Genomic DNA, 551 nt, shown 5'->3' on the forward strand with positions numbered 1-551 from the left:
ACCATTCATCATTTAAAGTAAGGAATTTGCAATGCCAACTCCATGTTATATCTCTATTGAAGGCGAAACTCAGGGTCTGATTACTGCAGGCGCTCTTTCTACTGACTCTATCGGCGATGCGTTCGTTGAAGGTCATGAAGATCAAATGTTGGTTCAAATGTTTGACCACGTTGTGACTGTACCGACAGACCCACAATCAGGTCAGCCTTCTGGTCAGCGTGTTCACAAACCATTCAAATTCACCGTTGCGCTAAATAAAGCGGTTCCTCTTCTTTATAACGCGTTGGCGTCTGGCGAGAAGATGAAATCGGTTGAGCTAAAATGGTACCGCACTTCTATCGAAGGTAAACAAGAGAACTTCTTCACCACTAAACTTGAAAGTGCCTCTATCGTTGATATCCACTGTGAAATGCCACATTGCCAAGATCCAGCGAACGGCGACTTCACACAAAACGTTACGGTTTCTATGTCTTACCGTAAAATCCTGTGGGATCACGTGAATGCGGGTACTTCAGGCTCTGACGACTGGCGCAAGCCTGTTGAAGCGTAAT

1 protein-coding gene is annotated in these 551 nt (G+C 45.2%); it reads left to right on the forward strand.

Annotated features, from left to right (window positions below; genetic code table 11):
• Positions 1-31 precede the first annotated feature (31 nt).
• Entirely contained in the window at positions 32-550 is a 519-nt protein-coding gene (locus GMA8713_RS26405) for an Hcp family type VI secretion system effector (RefSeq protein ID WP_013857791.1), read from the forward strand.
• Position 551: the final 1 nt, after the last annotated feature.

The organism is Grimontia marina (genome assembly GCF_900060185.1).
In the GTDB taxonomy this organism is placed as follows: domain Bacteria; phylum Pseudomonadota; class Gammaproteobacteria; order Enterobacterales; family Vibrionaceae; genus Enterovibrio; species Enterovibrio marinus.

Bases quoted from the DNA above. Each gene is read 5' to 3' on its own strand.
- GMA8713_RS26405 (WP_013857791.1), top strand. From the start codon at position 32: ATGCCAACTCCATGTTATATCTCTATTGAAGGCGAAACTCAGGGTCTG.